This is a genomic window from Actinoplanes sp. NPDC049316 (genome assembly GCF_040677315.1).
Classification (GTDB): domain Bacteria; phylum Actinomycetota; class Actinomycetes; order Mycobacteriales; family Micromonosporaceae; genus Actinoplanes.
On record NZ_JBFAQM010000022.1, the window covers coordinates 52,280 to 71,230 of the forward strand.

Annotated in this window: 11 protein-coding genes and 1 pseudogene; 4 read left to right on the plus strand and 8 right to left on the minus strand. The window is 71.6% G+C overall.

Features of this window, described 5'->3' with window-relative positions; all coding sequences use genetic code 11:
• Window position 1: 1 nt before the first annotated feature.
• Window positions 2-463, minus strand: a complete 462-nt coding sequence (locus AB0K03_RS28085; RefSeq protein ID WP_364690488.1) for a DUF6232 family protein — start codon at window positions 461-463, stop codon at window positions 2-4.
• A 183-nt stretch (window positions 464-646) separates the two neighbouring features.
• The gene (locus AB0K03_RS28090) at window positions 647-5,620 is read right to left on the minus strand and encodes an NAD-glutamate dehydrogenase (RefSeq protein WP_364690490.1); all 4,974 of its coding nucleotides are present in this window, start codon (window positions 5,618-5,620) and stop codon (window positions 647-649) included.
• 214 nt (window positions 5,621-5,834) lie between these two features.
• Here AB0K03_RS28090 and AB0K03_RS28095 point away from each other — a divergent pair, with 214 nt between their 5' ends.
• The gene (locus AB0K03_RS28095) at window positions 5,835-7,760 is read left to right on the plus strand and encodes a penicillin-binding transpeptidase domain-containing protein (protein WP_364690493.1); all 1,926 of its coding nucleotides are present in this window, start codon (window positions 5,835-5,837) and stop codon (window positions 7,758-7,760) included.
• An 870-nt stretch (window positions 7,761-8,630) separates the two neighbouring features.
• Here the strand turns inward: AB0K03_RS28095 and AB0K03_RS28100 are convergent.
• The 3 genes and pseudogenes from AB0K03_RS28100 to AB0K03_RS28110 all read right to left on the minus strand — a co-directional run.
• Window positions 8,631-9,527 (minus strand): annotated as a pseudogene (locus tag AB0K03_RS28100) (arginase family protein); the annotation flags it as partial.
• An 18-nt stretch (window positions 9,528-9,545) separates the two neighbouring features.
• Window positions 9,546-10,493, minus strand: coding sequence for a tetratricopeptide repeat protein (locus AB0K03_RS28105; protein WP_364690496.1), 948 nt, complete (start codon window positions 10,491-10,493; stop codon window positions 9,546-9,548).
• 64 nt (window positions 10,494-10,557) lie between these two features.
• A complete protein-coding gene (locus AB0K03_RS28110) occupies window positions 10,558-11,499 on the minus strand; it encodes an SDR family NAD(P)-dependent oxidoreductase (RefSeq protein WP_364690499.1) in 942 nt (313 codons plus the stop codon).
• A gap of 77 nt (window positions 11,500-11,576) precedes the next feature.
• Between AB0K03_RS28110 and AB0K03_RS28115 the strand changes: the two genes are divergently transcribed.
• Window positions 11,577-12,125: a helix-turn-helix domain-containing protein gene (locus tag AB0K03_RS28115; RefSeq protein ID WP_364690502.1), complete on the plus strand. Its 549-nt coding sequence runs from the start codon at window positions 11,577-11,579 to the stop codon at window positions 12,123-12,125.
• A gap of 5 nt (window positions 12,126-12,130) precedes the next feature.
• Here AB0K03_RS28115 and AB0K03_RS28120 read toward each other — a convergent pair whose 3' ends face one another.
• Entirely contained in the window at window positions 12,131-13,804 is a 1,674-nt protein-coding gene (locus AB0K03_RS28120; RefSeq protein ID WP_364690505.1) for a methylmalonyl-CoA mutase family protein, read from the minus strand.
• 145 nt (window positions 13,805-13,949) lie between these two features.
• Here AB0K03_RS28120 and AB0K03_RS28125 point away from each other — a divergent pair, with 145 nt between their 5' ends.
• Entirely contained in the window at window positions 13,950-15,488 is a 1,539-nt protein-coding gene (locus AB0K03_RS28125; protein WP_364690508.1) for a M4 family metallopeptidase, read from the plus strand.
• Window positions 15,489-15,512: 24 nt separating this feature from the next.
• Window positions 15,513-16,136 (plus strand): Pr6Pr family membrane protein, encoded by a 624-nt coding sequence (locus tag AB0K03_RS28130; RefSeq protein WP_364690511.1) that lies wholly within the window; start codon window positions 15,513-15,515, stop codon window positions 16,134-16,136.
• Here the strand turns inward: AB0K03_RS28130 and AB0K03_RS28135 are convergent.
• A complete protein-coding gene (locus AB0K03_RS28135) occupies window positions 16,129-17,253 on the minus strand; it encodes a substrate-binding domain-containing protein (RefSeq protein WP_364690514.1) in 1,125 nt (374 codons plus the stop codon). The two genes, AB0K03_RS28130 and AB0K03_RS28135, sit on opposite strands and share 8 nt — an antisense overlap.
• A gap of 95 nt (window positions 17,254-17,348) precedes the next feature.
• The gene (locus AB0K03_RS28140; RefSeq protein ID WP_364690517.1) at window positions 17,349-18,881 is read right to left on the minus strand and encodes a GGDEF domain-containing protein; all 1,533 of its coding nucleotides are present in this window, start codon (window positions 18,879-18,881) and stop codon (window positions 17,349-17,351) included.
• Window positions 18,882-18,951: the final 70 nt, after the last annotated feature.

Below are 18,951 nucleotides of genomic sequence, written 5' to 3' on the forward strand. Positions count from 1 at the left end.
GTCAGGGCCGCGAGCCGCGGCAGTCCTCGATGGCGCGCACCATCGCGAGCCAGACGTGGCCGAACTCCTTGCGGTCCCGGGTGCGGTAGAGGACGACCCGGTGCCCTCTGATGACCGCCTCGATCGTCATGAACTGCGGGTTCCGGTGGAAGTCGCGCAGGGCGCCGAGGCCCATGCCGGCCGCCGCCACCACGCCGGCGCAGAGCATGAGCGCCGAGCCGTACGCGACGGCGAACGGGGCGGCCAGGGCGATCTCGAGGCCACCGGTGACCGCCGCGACCCGGACGAGCGGGTAGCCGTAGGTGAGGCACCGTACGGTGTCCCGCAGCTCCGGAATGGCGATGCGGTGCCCCGCCACCTCGACGAACCAGCTGGTGATCGTGATCCGCTGGTCCTGGTAGAGCACCCGCCACGGTGGCCTTCCCGCGCCGCCGCCCCACCCGATGTCCGGTCCTTTGAACATGACACCCCTCCTCGCGCCTTAACGGTCATTAAAGCGCCTGGAGCCGGTTGCAGGCCGCGAGAAGCAGCTGTCAAATCACGATGTGCGAAAGGACGTCTGCAAAGTGCAGATTAACTTTGCTTACAGATGAACGGACGAGAAAGCCGGCCCCGCACCGCGGGACCGGCTTCCGGATCAGCGCCCTCAGGCGGCCGACGACGTCTTGACCAGCGTACGGATCTGCCGGAGCAGCACGGACAGCGCCGCCAGATCGGCCGGCGTGTCCGAGACGTTGCCCATGGCGTTGCCGGCCCGGGCGATCGACGCCGCGTTCACGTGCTCCCACTGCGACACCCGGTCCTCCGCCGGCAGGTCGCCCGGCGTGGACTGCAACACCTCCGCCGTCAGCCCGGCCAGCGCCGAGTACAGGTCGTACCGCAGTGCCATGCGGGCCAGGGTCTGCCAGCGGTCGCCGCGCGGCAGGCGGGAGATGTGGGACAGCAGGACGTCGATCTGGAACCGTTCCGAGAGGACGAAGTAGACGTCGGCCACCTCGGTCGCGTCCCGGCCGGTGGCCTCGGCGGTCTCGAGGATGTCGAGCATGCCGAAGCCGTACACGACACGGGCGACCGCGCGGGCCAGCTCCTCCGGGACGCCCTTCTCCACCAGCATGTCGATGTGGGCCTCCTGCGAGCGGCGCTCGGTGCCGACGACGACCTGCGGCAACTGGGCGAGCAGGGCCCTGACGCCGGGGCGCAGCCGGGCGATCTCGCCGGCCACGTCGAGCGGGGAGCGGCGGTTGCTGACCAGCCAGCGGACCGCGCGGTCGAGCAGGCGCCGGGTCTCCAGGTAGACCAGGGTCTGCGCGGAGGTGGGCACCCGGTTGTCCAGCTTCTCCGCGGCCTCCCACAGCTCGCCCAGGCCGTACACGTCGCGGACCACCACGTACGCCCGGATCACGTCGGCCGCCGAAGCGCCGCTCTCCTCCATGGCGCGGAAGACGAACGACGTGCCGCCCCGGTTGACCACCTCGTTGACCAGGGCCGTCGAGATGATCTCGCGGCGCAGCCGGTGACCGGCCATGCGGGCGGCGAACCGCTCGCGCAGCGGCGTCGGGAAGTAGCGGGCCAGCACGCCGTTGGTCCACTCCTCGTCAACGACCACGTCGGCGAGAACCTGGCGTTCGAGCGAGATCTTCACGTACGCGAGCAGCACTGCGAACTCCGGCGCGGTCAGCCCGTCGCCGGCCTCGTACCGCACCGCCAGCTCCTTGTCCGTGGGCAGCGCCTCCAGCTCGCGATTGAGCTGGCCGGCCTGCTCCATGTCGGTCAGCATCCGGCGGTGCACCGGCAGCAGCGAGTGCGCCTGCTGCCGCGCGTTGCCCAGCGCGGTGGCCTGCTCGTAGTTGTCCCGCAGCACCAGCGCGGCGACCTCGTCGGTCATCGCGGCCAGCAGCTCGTCCCGCTGGGGCAGGGTCATCTCGCCGTCGGTCACCGCGCCGCCGAGCAGGATCTTGATGTTGACCTCGTGGTCGGAGCAGTCCACCCCGGCGGTGTTGTCGATGAAGTCGGTGAAGATGCGCCCGCCCATCCCGGTGTCCGACTCCTCGTCGCGAGGGCCGCCGCTGCGGGCGTACTCGATGCGTCCGCGTTGGGTGAGCCCCAGGTTGCCGCCCTCACCGACCACCCGGGCCCGCAGGTCGCGGCCGTTGACGCGGATCGCGTCGTTGGCCTTGTCCCCCACGTCGGCGTGCGTCTCCGACGCCGCCTTGACGTAGGTGCCGATGCCGCCGTTCCACAGCAGGTCGACCGGCGCCCGCAGGATCGCCCGCATCAGCTCCGGCGGGCTCACCGCCGCGGCGTCGCCGAGCCGCAGCGCCGCGCGGACCTGCGGCGACACCGGGATGGACTTCGCCGTCCGCGGGTACACGCCGCCACCCTCGCTGATCACCGCCGGGTCGTAATCGGCCCACGAGGAGCGCGGCAGGTCGAACAGCCGGCGCCGCTCGGCGAAGGACGCCGCCGGGTCCGGGTCGGGGTCGAGGAAGATGTGCCGGTGGTCGAACGCGGCCACGAGCTTGATGTGCTCGCTGAGCAGCATGCCGTTGCCGAAGACGTCGCCGGACATGTCGCCGATGCCGACCGCGGTGAAGTCCTGCGACTGCGTGTCGAGTCCCAGGTCGCGGAAGTGCTTCTTGACCGACTCCCACGCGCCGCGGGCCGTGATGCCCATCTTCTTGTGGTCGTAGCCCGCCGAGCCGCCGGAGGCGAACGCGTCGCCGAGCCAGAACTCCTTGCCGACCGAGATCTCGTTGGCGATGTCGGAGAACGTCGCCGTCCCCTTGTCGGCCGCCACCACCAGGTACGGGTCGTCGGCGTCGTGGCGTACGACGTCGACGGGCGGCACGATCTTCCCGCTGTGGATGTTGTCCGTGACGTCCAGCAGCGCGCCGATGAACAGGCGGTAGCAGGCCACCGCCTCGTCCCGGTCGCCCGGCTTCTGCTTGAGCACGAAGCCGCCCTTGGCACCCACCGGCACGATCACCGCGTTCTTGACCATCTGCGCCTTGACCAGGCCCAGGATCTCCGTACGGAAGTCCTCGCGCCGGTCGGACCAGCGCAGGCCGCCGCGGGCGACCGCGCCGAAGCGCAGGTGCACGCCCTCGAACCGGGGCGAGTAGACGAAGATCTCGAACTTCGGCCGTGGCTGCGGCAGGTCCGGGATCGCCTGCGGGTCCAGCTTGAACGCGACGTAGGACTTGGGTCGCGCGTCGGCGCCGCGCTGGAAGAAGCTGGTGCGCAGGGTCGCCTGGATGAGCGTCAGGTACGAGCGCAGAATCCGGTCCTGGTCGAGGCTGTCCACCCCGTCCAGCAGGCCGGTCACCTGCTCGACCAGGTCGTCGGCCAGGCGCGCCCGCTCGTCCTCGCCGATCTCCAGTTGCGGCGAGAAGCGGGTCTCGAACAGCCGGACCAGCAGGCGGGTGATCTCCGGGTAGGCGATGAAGGTCGATTCGACGTACCGCTGGGAGAAGACGGCGCCGGTCTGCCGCTGATATTTCGCGTACGCCCGCAGCACCACGACCTGCCGCCAGGTCAGCCCCGCGCGCAGCACCAGCTCGTTGAAGCCGTCGACCTCCGCCTCGTTCTGCCAGGCCGCGGCGAAGGCGTTCTCCACCTGCGGCCGCACCTCGGACAGCTCCCGGTGCGCGGCGGGCGGCAGCAGGCCGAAGTCGTACAGGTAGACAGTGCCGTCGGTGCGGCGGACCTCGTACGGACGCTCGTCGACGACCTTCGCGCCCAGCGAGTGCAGCACGGGCAGGACCGCGGAGAGCATCATCGGCTCGCCGTACCGGAAGACCTTGAACCGCACGTCGTGGTCGTCGGGTTCGGCGCAGCCGTCGCGGTTGAGCCGGCGCTTGCGGTACAGGTGCATCTCGAGCTGCCCGGACTCCTCCAGCAGCTCCAGCTTGGCGATGTCCTGGACCGCCTCGTACGGCGTGTGACCGTCCTTGTAGCTGTCCGGGAAGGCGCCCGCGTACCGCTGGAAGAGCTCCTTGGCCGGCTCCTCGCCGAGCTTGCGCTCGAGCACCAGCGAGAAGTCGTCGTCCCACATGCGGGTGGCGTCGGCGAGCATCTCGGCCAGCGCGTTGGGGTCCACCGCGCCGGGCGGGTCGGCCGGGTCCGTACGCACGATGAAGTGCACGCGCGCGAGCATCCGCTCGGTGACGCGGGTGGTGTAGTCGACGCCGACGCCGTTGAGCTCGCGCAGCAGGATCTCCTGCATGGCCTGGCGGTTGGCGGTGGTGAAGCGGTCGCGCGGCAGGTAGATGAGGCACGAGATGAACCGGCCGTACCCGTCGCGGCGCAGGAACAGGCGCAGCTGCCGGCGCCCCGCCATGCGCAGCACGCCGACGACCGCCTCGTACAGGTCGTCGGTCTTGATCTGGAAGAGCTCGTCCCGGGGGTACGTCTCGAGGATCTGCAGCAGGTCCTTGCCGGAGTGCCCGCGCGGCGACAGGCCGGAGCGGTCCAGCACCTCCATGACCTTGCGCCGCACCACCGGCAGCTCGCGCACGCTGGTGCGGTACGCGGAGCTGGAGAACAGGCCCAGGAACCGGCGCTCGCCGCAGACCTCGCCCTGGTCGTTGAAGACCTTCACGCCGATGTAGTCGAGGTACGCCGAGCGGTGCACCGTCGCCCGCGAGTTGGCCTTCGTGATGATCAGCAGCCGCTTCTCCAGCGCCCGCTGACGGGCCTCCGGCGCCATCGAGGACAGCTTGCGTGCGGTGCTCTGGTCGCCGCGCAGGATGCCCAGCCCGCTGCCGTGCACGACCGCCAGCTCGTCACCGTCGCCGGCGAGGTGGTACTCGCGGTAGCCGAGGAACGTGAAGTGGTCGTGCGCCAGCCACTTGAGCAGCTCGATCGTGTCGGTGACGTCCTTGTCCGGCACGGGCAGCTTGCGGTCGGAGCCGCGGGCGGCCGCCAGCTCGTCGGCGATCACCAGCGCCCGCTGCCGCATGCGCGGCCAGTCGTCGACGGCGTCACGGACGTCGGTGAGGATCCGGCGCAGCTCGTTGTGCAGGTGCTCGCGGGCCTCGCCGGTGCGCACCGGGTCGATCTCGACGCGGATCCAGCTCTCCACGAGGTCGCCGTCGATCGCGTCGTCGGGCTCGACGTCGGCCTCGACCTGCGCCAGCGCGCCCAGCGGCTCCCGGCGCACCACGATCAGCGGGTGGACGAGCAGGTGCACGTCCAGCTGATACGCCGTGAGCAGCTCGGTCACCGAGTCGACCAGGAACGGCATGTCGTCGGTGACGATCGAGATGACCGTGTGCGGCTGGTCCTCGCACGGCGCGCTGATGTCGAGCTTCAACTCCCCGGGCAGCCGCTCGGCGGCGAGCTCCCGGTGCCGGCGGGCGGCCTCGAACATCTCCGCCGGGGTGTACCCGACGAGCTCCTCGTCCGGCGCGAAGCGCCAGAAGCGGCCCACGAGCGCGGCGGTGCCGTGGTCCTCGCCGGCCAGCGCCACCGCCTCGGTGACGAGCCGCTCGGCGTTCGGCAACGGCTCGTCGAGCTCATCGTCGGAGGTGCCGAGCCGGCCCGTGAGGGCTAGCCCGGGGCCCGGTTCGAAATCCAGCTCCGGGCCGGATTCGGTGGCGGCCTCGTCGGCGACAGGCATGACAGACGGCTCCCCTCACCCACGACACTGTGGGTCCACGTTTCGCAGCTCCAGCCTAGATCCTGCGGGCGGAGGGCCGGGCACACCCGGGGTGCGCAAGCGAAGATCCGACAACGAATTAGACACATCTCACGCAGCACGGGCGCTCCGGACGAGCGCGGGGAGGTTACCGTTCCGTACGTTTCCTGGTTCGTACCTGGGGAGGGGCAACCTCATGCACCGGATCGGACGCGCCCGCCGAGCCGTCGCCGCGCTGGCCGGGCTCGCGCTCGCCGGCTCCGTCCTGGCCGCGTGCTCGGGGTCGAACGGGCCCGGCGACACGGTGAAGGCGTTCCTCGACGGCTGGCGCAACGGCGACCTGAGCAAGGTCGGTTTCGTCACCGCGGCAGGCGGCCGGATCTCCGCCGAGGACGTGTACGCCAAGCTCCAGGGGCTCTCGGGGGACCTGGCCAAGTCGTCGGTCCTGCTGTCGCAGCAGGGCGACGCCAAGGAGACCGGTGACATCGCCTCCGCCCCGATCAAGATCGACTGGACGCTGCCGGGCGGGTCCGCGTGGTCCTACCAGAGCACCGTACGGCTGACGAAGGCCAACTCCGACGGCTGGCGGGTGGTGTGGGAGCCGGCCGTCGTGCACAGCGAGCTCACCGACGGCGACCGGCTGGAACTGCGCCGCAAGGCCGCCGACCGGGCGGACCTGCTCGGCCCCGACGGCAAGCCGCTGGTGACCAAGCGGGCGGTCGTGGTCGTCGGCGTCCGGCCGGACCAGATCCCCGACCAGCCGAAACTCTTCAAGGAGCTCGGCACGACGCTGAAGACGGTCAAGGTCGACCTCGACACCGACGACCTCGCCACCCGGGCCCGCAACTCGAAGCCGGACGCGTTCGTCGACGTGGTCACCCTGCGGCAGACCGACTTCGTCAAGGTGCGCGACAAGCTGAACACCCTGGACGGCATGGTGTTCCGCGACGAGCAGCGGGAGCTGGCGCCCACCCGGCCGTTCGCCCGCGCCACGATCGGCACCGTCGACGAGGCCACCCGCGAGGACCTCGACGCGAACCCGGACACGCTGGCCCAGGGCGACCAGGTGGGCCACGGCGGGCTGCAGCAGCGCTACGACGGCCAGCTGCGCGGCACACCGGGGCAGGCGGTGGTGATCGCCCGGAAGACCCCCGACGACAAGATCGAGGACTCGCAGCTCTACAGCATCGAGCCGGTGGCCGGCAAACCGATCAAGACCACGCTGGACACCCGTACGCAGAACGCGGCGGACGACGCGGTCGCCGCCGAGAAGCAGCCCAGCGCGCTGGTGGCGATCCGGATCAGCGACTCCTCGGTGCTGGCGGTCGCCAACGGCCCCGACGGCGGCGGCGTGGACACCGCGCTGACCGGCCAGGTCCCGCCCGGATCCACCTTCAAGATGGTGTCCACGCTGGGCCTGCTGGACAAGAAGGCGGTCACCCTGGACGGCACGGTGGCCTGCCCCAAGACCAAGAAGGTCAGTGGCCGCGAGTTCAAGAACTCCCACGACATGGTCCTGGGCTCGGTCCCGTTCCGCACCGACTTCGCCAAGTCGTGCAACACGGCGTTCGTCGAGCTCGCCCCGAAACTCGGCGCGGACGGGCTCAGGGACGCCGCGACGAAGCTGGGCATCGGTGCCCAGTGGGACCTGGGCGCGGCGGCCTTCCCCGGCAAGCTGTCCCCCGCCGACAGCCCCACGGAGCTGGCGGCCGCGACCTTCGGCCAGGGCGCGACGGCGGTGAGCCCGCTCGCGATGGCGAGCGCGACGGCGGCGGTGGCCCGCGGTCAGTTCAAGCAGCCGCGGCTCGTGCTGGACCCGGCGCCCTCCCAGCCGGCCCCGGACGGCCCGAAGCTGGCGGACACGTCGGTCGGGCCGCTGCACACGCTGATGCGCGAGGTGGTCACCAAGGGCACCGGTGACGACCTGCGGGACGCCCCCGGCGGCGCCGTGTACGGCAAGACCGGCACGGCCGAGTTCGCCGACAAGTCGGAGGAGACCCACGCCTGGTTCGTGGGCTGGCAGGGCGACGTCGCGTTCGCGGTCATGGTGCAGCGCGGCGGCGCGGGAGCCGAGGCGGCGGTGCCGATCGTCAAGCGCTTCCTGACGGGCCTCAACCGGTGATCAGGTGAGCTCGGCGGCCGCCTCGGGTCCGATCTCGAACGCGGGGCGCTGCGCCGGCAGGGAGAATTCGTCGATCGGCCGGGGGCGGAGCATGCCGGGCATCGTCGCGGGCAGCGGCTCGGAGTCGAGCAGCGGCGCCTGACCGAGCGGCCGCAGCGCCCGCTCCTCATGCCCGTCCCCGGCTTGGGTCTCATCCTCCGCCTCGCCATCAAGCTCGGCCTCGGCCACGATCTCGGCCTCGACCTCAGCCTCGGCCTGCGGCTCTCCCTCAGCCTCGGCCTCCGGCTCAGCAACGAATTCGGGAATGACCTCGGCGACGACCTCGAGCTCTTCCTCGGCCACGGGATCCAGCTCGGCATGAGGCTCGGCGTGCGACTCGGCGGCCGGCTCGGCGTGCGACTCGGCGCCCAGCTCGGCGTCCGGCTCGGCGGGCGACTCGGCGTCCGGCTCGGCGGGCGACTCGGCGTCCGGCTCGGCGCCCGGCTCGGCGCCCGGCTCGGCGTGGGCATCGGCGTCCGGCTCCACCTCCGCGTCGATCACCGCATCAGCGTCGGCGTGCGCGTACCCGCCGGTGGCGACGACCCCGGCGCCGGGAGCGGGCTCCACCACCCGCGCCTCCACCTCGCCGGCCTCCTCCACCGCGAGCAGCGTCGTCGCCGGCGCGGCCACCTCCTCGCCGTGGCCCGCGCCCGGGCCGCCACCCGACATCCCGGCCGCGGCGAGCGCCACGTCGTCCGCCGCCGCGGCGGCACGCCGCTCCTCGATCGGGTCCTCGGGGCGGGCCGGGGCCAGCTTGCCGGGGGCATTGGGCGCGAGGAGGTCCTGCCGCGCGGCGACCAGGTCGGGCCGGACGTCCACCGTGTGCGCCGACTTCAGCCCGGCGACGATCGCCGCGGTGATCTCCTCGGCGTACCGGCCGTCGGGGTCGTAGTCGGGGTCGAAGACCGTGATCTCCACGCCTAGGCAGTGCGGCGACTCGACCAGGCCGGCGAGGAGCAGCTCCAGCTCGGGGACCGCGATGCCGCCCGGCTCGGGCGCGTCCACGGCCGGCATCACGGCCGGGTCGAGGACGTCGACGTCGAGGTGCACCCAGTAACCGGCGCAGTCGACGAGCTGCTCACGGGCCCACTGGGCGCTGCGGGCCGCACCCTCCGCGCGCAGCATCGGCACCGGGCGGGTCACGATGCCGGCGGCCTGCAGGTCGAGGCGGTACTCGTCCTGGGCGCGGATGCCCATCACCACCACGTCGATGTCGCGGTAGTACGGCCGCCGGCCCTCCATCGCCGCCAGGTCGGCCTGGCCGCGGCCGGTCACCAGGGCCAGGTCCTCGCCCGCGGCCGCGCCCACGTACGAGGCGTTGCCGGGGTGCCGGAAGTCCGAGTGACCGTCCACGAAGACCAGTCCGATGCGCCCGCCCACGGCCTCGCCGAGGCGGTGCATGGCCAGCGCCGAGCCGAGCACGATCGAGCAGTCCCCGCCGAGCACGACGGGGAACTCGCCCTGATCGATGATCGCGCCGATGCGGTCGGCGAGCCGGCGCGAGTACAGCGCGATCTCGGGTGCGTGGCACACGCCGTCGCCGGGCCGCCAGTCCCCGGGGTCGTACCGCGGCGGCGTGAGGCAGCCCGCGTCCCGGGCGTCGAGCCGGCGGAGCAGCCCCTGGTCGCGCAGGGCCCCGGGCGCCTTCGCGCAGCCGGGAACCGACGTCGCGGTCGGCGGGCGCAGTCCGAGGTTGGACGGCGCGTCGAGCACGGCTATGCGGCGCATGGGGCCCCCGTACTGTGCCTAGAAGAGCGCGCGGGCGAGCGCACGGCGCGCGCTCGCCACCGCCGGGTCGTCCGGCCCGGCGACGGTGAACAGCGACAACAGGTGCTTGCGGACGGCGTCGCGTTCCTCGCCGGAGGACCGCTTCACCGCGGCGACCAGGCGCTCGTACGCCTCGGGCGCCTGTCCGCTGAGGACCTCGACATCCGCGGCGAGCCGCTGCGCGTCGAGGTCGTCGGGGTCGGCCGCCGCCTTCGCCAGCACCGCGGCCGGGTCGACGCCCTCGATCCGCCGGTAGAGCTCGACCTGGGCGAGCCCCGACTCGGCCGCGCGGTCCTGCGGGGACTCGGCGAGGATCTTCCTGTACGCCGCCTCGGCCTCGTCGAGGTCGCCGCCCATCAGCGCGTCGTCGGCCGCGTCCATCCGCGGGTCCTCCGCCGGGGCGACCTGCACGCCGCCGGCCTTGAGCACCGCGTCGACATACCGGCGCACCTCGGGCTCGGGCAGCACGCCGGTGAAGCCCTCGACGAGCTGGCCGCCCACGACCGCGACGACCATCGGGATGCCCTGGACGCGCAGCGCCTGCGCCAGCCGCGGGTTGGCGTCCACGTCGACCTTGCCGAGCACCCAGCTGCCGCCACCCTCGGCGGCCAGTTTCTCCAGGACCGGGCTGAGCTGCTTGCAGGGCTCGCACCAGTCGGCCCAGAAGTCGAGGATGACCGGCGTCGTCATCGACAGCTGCAGCACCGTCGTCTGGAAGTTCGCTTCCGTCACGTCGATCACCGCGGCGGGTGCGCCCGGGGCGCCGCCCGGGTTCGCGGCGGGCGCCCCGGCGGGGCCGCCGGCGGCCGGGCCGGCCGGGCCGGAGGCGGCCGGCGTGGACGGCGCGGGCTTGCTCGCCGGGCGCAGCGCGCCGAGATCGACCGCGCCGCGGGTGAAGATCGACGGAGTGGTCCGTGGGTCGCTCATGGTTACCTAGTCTCGCACGCACCCGGGCGTGTCCGCCGCGCCGCCGGGCAGGCGATATCGGACGTCACAGGCGTTGGTCGTCGCCCTCGGCGAGCACGGCGTCGCTGAGGTAGCGCACGCCGGTTGCCTCCTCCGAGATGCGCCACAGCCGGGTGGCGAGACGCCGGTCGTCGGCGGGCGGCACGAGCGCGTCGAAGTGCACGCGGATGTCCTTTTTCCGGGCCGCGAAGCCGAGGAGGACGCCGGTGCGGGCGGCCGGGTCGGTGGCGGCGAAAGCGAGCGGCAACGCGGCCTGCTCGACCGGGCGGCTGAACAAGGCACCGCCGATCGTCACCATCGCCTTCTGCGCGACCGTCCGGGCACCGTCGTGCATCGGGGTGGACGCCATGCCCGGGTGGCTGAGCAAGCTGCGCACCGGGCTCCCCGCCCGGCGCAGCCGGCGATCGAGCTCCGCTCCGAAGAGGATGTTGGCCAGCTTGGATTTCACGTACGCGGGCCCCGGCGCGAAGCTCCGCTCGGCGCTCAGGTCCTCGAAGTCGGTACGGGGCCGGATCCGCCGGTACAGGTTCGACCCGACCGCCACGACGCGCGGATCCCGGTCGGGCCGGAACAGGTCCAGCAGCAGACCGGTGAGCGCGAAGGCGCCGAGGTGGTTGGTGGCGAACACACTCTCGTAGCCCTGCGGCGTCAGCTCCCGCGTCTGCCCGCCGATCCCCGCGTTGTTGACGAGCACGTCGATGCGGCGGTCGTCGGCGTGCAGACCGTCCGCGAAGCGCCGTACCGAGTCGAGGTCGCCCAGGTCGACCTGGCGCACCTCCAGGTCGCCGGTCAGGCCGGCGCGGATCCGCTCGCCCTTGGCGACGTCCCGGACCGCCATGATCACCGACGCGCCGCGCCGGGCCAGCCGGTCGGCCAGCACCAGGCCGAGCCCGCTGCTGGCCCCGGTGACCACCACCGTACGGCCGGCCTGGTCGGGCATGTCGTCGAAGCTCCACCGCACAGCCATGACTGTCCCTTCTCAGCGGATTATCTATCCGTTCCGAGCCGACAGTAGCACGGAAACGGATGAGTTATCCTCTGCGTGTGACGTTGCGCGCAGACTCCGCCCGCGTCCGGGCGCAGGCGCTGGCCGCCGCCCGGGCCCGGGTGTCGGCAGGCGACCTGGAGCTCCCGATGAACGCCATCGCCAAGGAGGCCGGCGTGGGCGTGGGTACGGTCTACCGGCACTTCCCCACCCGCCGGGCGCTGCTGGAGGGCCTCGCGACGGAGAGCTTCGCCGAACTGGTCGCGGAGGCGCGGGCGGCGGCGGAGAATCCGGACATCGCCGCGGGCCTGGCCACCCTGCTGCGGGCGGCGCTACGGCGTCAGCTCACCGACGCCAGCCTGGCGGCGGTGCTGTCGGAGCCGGGCTTCGAGTGTGTGGACACCGCGGAGCTGAGCAAGGAGCTGGGCGCGGCGTCGCTGGTGGTGCTGGACCGGGCGCGAGCGGCCGGCGTCGTACGCCCGGACGTCACGCCCGACGACTTCCGCCGGCTGACCTGCGGCATCCAGCACGCGGCGCGCAGCGGCGGCGACCCGGAGGCCGCCGCCGATCGCTATCTCGACATCGTGCTGAAGGGGCTGCGCCCCTAGAAGCCCTAGAAGCGGGCGGGCTCGCGGTAGATGCCCCAGACGTCCTTGAGCGCGCCGCAGATCTCGCCCAGCGTGGCCTCAGCCCGCGCCGCGTCGAGCATCGCGGGGATCATGTTCTCGTCGCCGCGCGCGGCCTCGACCAGGCGCGCCAGCGCCTGCTCCACGCGTACGCGATCGCGGTCGTCCTTGCGGGCGGCCAGCCCGCGCCGCTGCTCGAGCTCGACCTCGTGCGAGACGCGCAGGATCTCCAGGTCCTTGGCGACCGTGCCGGTGTGCACGTTGACGCCGACGATCTTCTTCTCGTTCTTCTCCAGCGCCTGCTGGTAGGTGAAGGCGGCCTCGGCGATGTTGGCCGTGAACCAGCCGTCCTCGATGCCGCGCAGGATGCCCGAGGTCATCGTGCCGTCGTGACCGAGGTCGCGGATGCGGGCGAAGATCTCCTCCGCCTCGGCCTCGATCCGGTCGGTGAGCGCCTCGACGTACCAGGAGCCGCCCAGCGGGTCGGCCACGTTGGTCACGCCGGTCTCCTCCATCAGGACCTGCTGGGTCCGCAGGGCGATCTCGGCGGACTCGTCGGTGGGCAGCGCCAGCGTCTCGTCGAGAGCGTTGGTGTGCAGCGAGTTCGTGCCGCCGAGCACCGCCGCGAGCGCCTCCACGGCCGTCCGTACGACGTTGTTGACCGGCTGCTGCGCGGTGAGCGACACCCCGGCGGTCTGCGTGTGGAACTTGAGCCAGAGCGCCTTCTCGCTGGTGGCGCCGTACTCGTCGCGCAGGTGCCGGGCCCAGATCCGGCGGGCCGCGCGGAACTTGGCGATCTCCTCGAAGAAGTCGACGTGCGCGTCGAAGAAGAAGCTGAGGCCGGGCGCGAACGTGTTGACGTCGAGGCCGCGGGAGAGGCCGAGCTCGACGTACCCGAAGCCGTCGGCCAGCGTGTACGCCAGCTCCTGCGCGGCCGTAGAGCCCGCCTCCCGGATGTGGTAGCCGGAGACCGACAACGGCTTGTACCGCGGGATCTCCCGGGCGCAGTACTCCATCAGGTCGCCGATCAGGCGCAGGTGCGGCTCGGGCGCGAAGAGCCACTCCTTCTGCGCGATGTACTCCTTGAAGATGTCCGTCTGCAGCGTGCCGTCGAGCCTGCTCAGGTCGGCGCCCTGCCGCTCGGCCGCGACCAGGTACATGCAGAAGACCGGCACGGCCGGGCCGGAGATCGTCATGCTGGTCGTGACGTCCTGCAGCTTGATGCCGTCGAAGAGCACGTCCATGTCGGCGGCCGAGTCGATCGCGACGCCGCAGTGGCCGACCTCGCCGAGCGACTGCGGATCGTCGGAGTCGCGGCCCATCAGCGTGGGCATGTCGAACGCGACGCTCAGGCCCCCGCCGCCCGCGGCCAGGATCATCTTGTAGCGCTCGTTGGTCTGCTGGGCGTTGCCGAAGCCCGCGAACTGCCGGATGGTCCAGGTCCGTCCGCGGTAGCCGGTCGGATACAGGCCCCGGGTGTACGGGAACTCGCCCGGCCACCCGATGCGTTCGAAGCCCTGCACGGCGTCACCGGGCGCGGGCCCGTACACCGGGTCGACGCTGGTCCCGGACAGCGTGGTGAAGTCGGCGTCCCGTTTGCGGGCGTCGTCGTAGCGCTTCTGCCAGCGCTCGCGACCGGCGGCGATGTCGGCTGCGTCCATGGCGCACATCGTATGCGCAAACCTGAACGATCGCTAAGCACCCGCGGATGCTATGACTTTTTCAGGATATTCACAGGGCTGCATGTGACGGAGAAGTCTGACTGCGCGGTCACCGCCGCATCCCCCACGGTCAGGAGATCCCCGAGTGAAGAAGTCCATCGCCGCCGTCGGCTCCGCCCTGCTCCTGGGCGGGCTGCTGGCCGGCGCCGACGTCGCGAACGCGGCCCCGGCAGCCGATCCGCTGTCCCCCTCCGCCCACCGCGCCGCCGTCAAGGCCGGCGCCGGTGACGCGTTCGCGGTCATCGCGAGCGCCAAGGACGCCGACGGCACGACCCACGTGCGCTACCGCCGGACGTACGAGGGGCTGCGCGTGCTGGGCGGCGACTTCGTGCTGCACGGCACGAACGGAGCCCTGCGCAGCGCGTCGGTCGGCCTCACCACCCCGCTGGCGCTCAGCACGACTCCGGCGAAGAGCGCCGCGTCGGCCGCCGCGGCCGCGAAGAGCCGCTTCGCCGGTACGGTCGCCGAGGTCGGCTCGCCCGAGCTGGTCGTCGACGCCACCGAGGGTACGGGCACGCTCGCGTACGAGACGGTCGTCGCCGGCATGGCACCGGACGGACAGACCCCGTCCCGGCTGCATGTCGTCACCGACGCCACCACGGGCAAGGTGCTCAGCTCCTGGGACACCGTCGAGACCGCCACCGGCAACAGCCTCTACTCCGGCGCCGTCTCCATCAACACCACGCAGGTGTCGACGAGCAGCTACAGCCTCAAGGACGCGGCGCACGGCAACGGCACGACCTGCGACATGAACAACCGGACCTCCGGTACGTGCACGCTGTTCACCGACGCCGACAACGTCTGGGGTACGGGCACCACGAGCAGCCGCCAGTCGGCCGCGGTCGACGCGCACTACGGCGCCGCGAAGACGTACGACTACTACAACTCGACGTTCGGCCGGAAGGGCATCTTCAACAACGGCACCGGCGTGCCGTCGCGGGTGCACTACGGCAGCTCGTACGTCAACGCGTTCTGGGACGGCTCGCAGATGACGTACGGCGACGGCTCCGGCAACGCCAAGCCGCTGGTGTCCATGGACGTGGCCGCGCACGAGATGTCCCACGGCGTCACCGAGCGCACCGCCAACCTCACCTACTCCGGTGAGTCCGGCGGCCTCAACGAGGCGACGTCCGACATCTTCGCCACGATGGTCGAGTTCTACGCCGGCAACAGCGCGGACCCGGGCGACTACCAGATCGGCGAGAAGATCAACATCAACGGCAACGGGACCCCGCTGCGCTACATGTACAACCCGTCGCTGGACGGCCGGGGCAGCCAGAACTGCTGGTCGACCAGCACGAAGAGCGTCGACGTGCACTACTCCTCGGGCGTCGGCAACCACTTCTTCTTCAACCTGGCGGAGGGCACCGGCACCACCGCGTACGGCACCTCCCCGGTCTGCGGCTCCGCCGGCGCGGTCACCGGCATCGGCCGGGCCAAGGCCGCGGCGATCTGGTACCGGGCGCTGACCACCTACTTCACCTCGAGCACCACGTACGCCAAGGCCCGCGGGTACACCCTCTCGGCGACGACCGACCTCTACGGCCGGTGCAGCACCGAGTACAAGGCCGTGCAGAAGGCCTGGACCGCGGTCAACGTGGCGGGCACCGACGCCGCCTGCTGAATTACCGGGCGGTAGCTTTCCCCCGTGAGATTTCTGCGGATCACGGCCCTGGTCGCCGTCATCGCCGGTGTGGCGCTGACGGCGGCCGGGGCCGCCACCGTGTCCGGGCTGCTGCCGTACTTCACGATCCAGAGCAATGTGGCGTACGGCCTCTTCGCCGGTTGGGCGGCTTCGCGCGGCCCGATCACCCGGCCGGCGCTCAAGGGCGCCGTCACGCTGTACGTGACGATCACCGGCCTCGTCTACCACCTCGTGCTGGCCAACCCGGCGAGCGGCTTCTCCATGGGGCCCGTCGAGCGCACCTTCGCCGAGTCGGTCGGCAACCAGCTGCTGCACACCGTCGTCCCGCTGCTCGCCGTGCTGGACTGGCTGATCTTCGACGAGCGCCGCCGGTTCCGCTGGCGGTACGCCGCCTACTGGCTCGCCTTCCCGCTCGGCTACCTCGGCTTCGCGCTGATCCGCGGCCTGATCACGCACACGTACCCGTACCCGTTCATCGACGTCACCGACCTGGGCTATGCCGGCGTCTCGCTGAGCGCGGTGTTCTTCGCGGCGGCCTTCTGGCTGCTGGGCCTGGCTTTCGTGGCGGTCGACCGGGTCCGGTGGCGGGCGGCGGCCGACGACCGGGACCCGGACCCCGTCATCTGATGTTCGCGTCGCGGCAGAACGGCGCGAACCGGCCGGCGCAGACCGCCTTCTTCTCGACGAAGCCGTCCTTGATCACCAGGTTGATGTCCTTCTTCGCGATCGGCAGCGGATCGAGCAGCACGGCCGGCACGTACGCGCCCGACTCCGTGTCCTTGACCCGGTCGCCCGTGGTGGGCGTCTCGCCGCGGTAGAGCCGGATCGCCAGGTCCGCCGCCGCGTCCGCCTCCTTCTTGATCGGCTTGTACACGGTCATGCACTGGTCGCCGGCCAGGATGTTCTGCAGGCCCTGGACGGTCGCGTCCTGCCCGGTGACCGGGACCTTGCCGTTCATCTTGTCCTTCTTGAGGATCGTGATGGCGGCGTTACCCAGCCCGTCGTTGGCGGCGAGGACGCCGTCGATGTTCTTGTTGGTCTGGTCCCACATCTCCTGGAAGACGACGCCGGCCTCCTTGTTGTCCCAGTCGTCGACGGACTGGTCGGGGCCCTTCAGATACTCGCCGCTGTCGTACTTGGGCTGCAGGACCGAGTCGTAGCCCTCCTTGAACTGGGAGGCGTTGTTGTCGGTCGGCGAGCCGTTGAGGTCGGCGACCATCGGCGGCTGCCCGCCGGTGGCGCCCTGCTCGGCCATGCATCGCACCAGGCCCTGGCCCTGCAGCACCCCGACCTGCTCGTTGTCGAAGCTGACGTAGTAGTCCGCGCCGCCGTTGAGGGTCAGCCGGTCGTAGTCGATGGTCTTGACGCCCTCGGCCTTGGCCTTGTCGAGGACCACCTTGCCGGTCGCCGAGTCCAGGTTCACGATCATCAGCACCTTGACGCCCCCGGCGATCATGCTGTCCGCGATCCGCTGGAACTGCGCCTTGTCACCCTGGGCGTTCTGGATGTCGACCGGGACGTCGGCCGCGTCGAAGGCGGCCTGCAGCAGCTTCGGGTCGTCGGTGCCCCAGCGCTGCGAGGTGGTGGTGTCCGGCAGGATCACGCCGACCTTGCCGGCGCCCGCCCCGGCGCGGGTGCCGCCGCTCGAGGCGGTGCCACCGCCGTCGTCACCGCCCGTGCATGCGGACATGCCGGAGATGGCGGTCAGGCCGACCGCGGCGAGGGCGAACAGTTTCGTACGCATGGGCGTTCCTCCTGGCCAGAGGGCGGCAACGCTACCAGCGGCGACGGCCGGGTGACCCTGGCGGAAAAGACGAGTTACCGGACGCTTCTTCAAAGTTACGCAAAGTCACTGCCGAGCAGGTTGCGGCGACGTTCCTTGGTCGCGTACATCGCCATGTCGGCCTCGTGCAGCAGGCTGTCCGGATCCCGGCCGCCGTGCCGCTCGATCGCCATGCCGATGCTCGCGCTCAGCGGCACCTCCACCGCGCCGACGCGGACGCTTCCGTGCAGCGCCACCGCGAGGTCGTCGGCCACCTGCAACCGCCGGTCGTCCGACACGTCGCGGATCAGGACGGCGAACTCGTCGCCACCGAGGCGGGCCACCGTGTCGTCCGCGCGTACGCAGCCGCGCAGCCGCCGGCCGACCTCGATGAGCAGCCCGTCGCCGGTGGCGTGCCCGTACGCGTCGTTGACCGGCTTGAAGTCGTCCAGGTCGATGAGGAACACCGTGGCCGGGCCGGCGGCCAGCGCCTCCTCCAGCCGCTGCATGAACAGCCCGCGGTTGGCCAGCGTCGTGAGCGCGTCGTGGAACGCCATCTCGGTGAGCTGGGCGGTCAGCTCGTCGCGCTCCCGCAGCAGCTCCGCGATGTGCCGGAACGCGGCCACCTGCCGGGCGACGACCAGGACGGTGGTGGTCATGGAGCCGCCGAGGACCACCCAGGCGCGCAGGTCGAGCCCGAGCCGCGCCAGCACGGCGACGGCGAGCAGCCAGACGGCGGCCATGGCCCCGTACGGAAGCAGGCTGTACGGCCGTGCCGCGCCCGGCGTGGCGTCCCGCGCACCGGCGCGGACCTGCCGCTCCTGGACCCGCGCGGCGATCGCTATCAGGCCGCTGGCCAGCACGTTCGCCGCGAACAACCACGGCATGGTGGCCGGTGCGACGTAGTACGGGACCGGCACGGCCTGGAGCACCGCCTGCAGCACCGCGGTGGTGCCGCTGAGCAGCCCGGCGGTACGCACGAACGCCGACTGGCCGCCCAGCACGATCTTGACGACGGCGAAGACCGCGACCAGGAAGAGCCCTGGCTGGACCAGCATCATGGTCGCCGTGTGCAGCACCCAGCCGGCGTTGCGCGGACCGGACGGCAGGTCGGAGACCCACAGCCCGAACGTCGTGGCCGCGGCCATCACCGTGGCGACGTCGATGCGCATCCGGAAACGCTCGGCGGCCCTCATCTCGGCCATCGGATAGCGCAGCAGGCCCGCAACGATCAGGGCCATGGCCAGCACCAGCGAGGCGAGCTGCGGGTCCGAGCCGATCGCCGCGTCGACGGACAACGGGTCGCGCAGCACGATCCCCAGCTGCCAGACGTTGCCGAGCACGAGCACGACCCCGGCGAGCGCGAACATCCGCCACATGGCACGACCGGCGGCGCCCTCCGGGCCCGACCGCGTCAGGTGAGTCGCCACCCGCCGGGCCGACACGGTGAAGGATGCCTGGACGGCGATCATGAGCAGCCAGAACGCCACAACCTGGGACCCGGTCGAAAATCCGCCGAGACCGAAGCCCACGTGCGTCGCCACGAGCAGGGCGACAAGAGCGGCGATCAGTGGATCGGCGCGCCGAGCGCGCGAGAGAGGTCGCCACATCCTGGGCCACCTCGTTCCCGGTCCTGCTACCCGCGGGTACGCGGGATGCCGACTCCTCCCATCGGCGCTG